Origin of the sequence: Paraburkholderia sp. SIMBA_053 (genome assembly GCF_046534895.1) — a bacterium.
Classification (GTDB): domain Bacteria; phylum Pseudomonadota; class Gammaproteobacteria; order Burkholderiales; family Burkholderiaceae; genus Paraburkholderia; species Paraburkholderia caledonica.
In genome coordinates this window covers 1-245 of record NZ_JAWRXU010001446.1, presented here as the reverse complement: position 1 = coordinate 245, position 245 = coordinate 1, and the positions used below count along the sequence as shown (strand labels likewise).

Genomic DNA, 245 nt, shown 5'->3' with positions numbered 1-245 from the left:
ACCGGGGTGCGCTCCATGGCGTATGAAGGAAACGCGCAGGCCGACGGCGGCGACGCCTGGCAGGTGCTGTTCGACGTCGACCTCCCGGTGACCCCGGCAACCACGCTGTCCTACCTTTTGTTCCCGCGTTTCGTCGAAGGCGACCTGGCCTATCCAAGCACCTGGGTTGCGCTTGACCTGGCGTTCGACGATGGCAGCCGCCTGTCGGACCTCGGCGCGCTGGACCAGCATGGCTTCGGCGTTTC

Annotated in this window: 1 protein-coding gene; it reads left to right on the top strand. The window is 66.5% G+C overall.

Features of this window, described 5'->3' with window-relative positions; genetic code table 11:
• Window positions 1-15 precede the first annotated feature (15 nt).
• The coding region (locus SB753_RS40410; RefSeq protein WP_410805593.1) for a hypothetical protein at window positions 16-245 on the top strand (230 nt) is incomplete at its 3' end.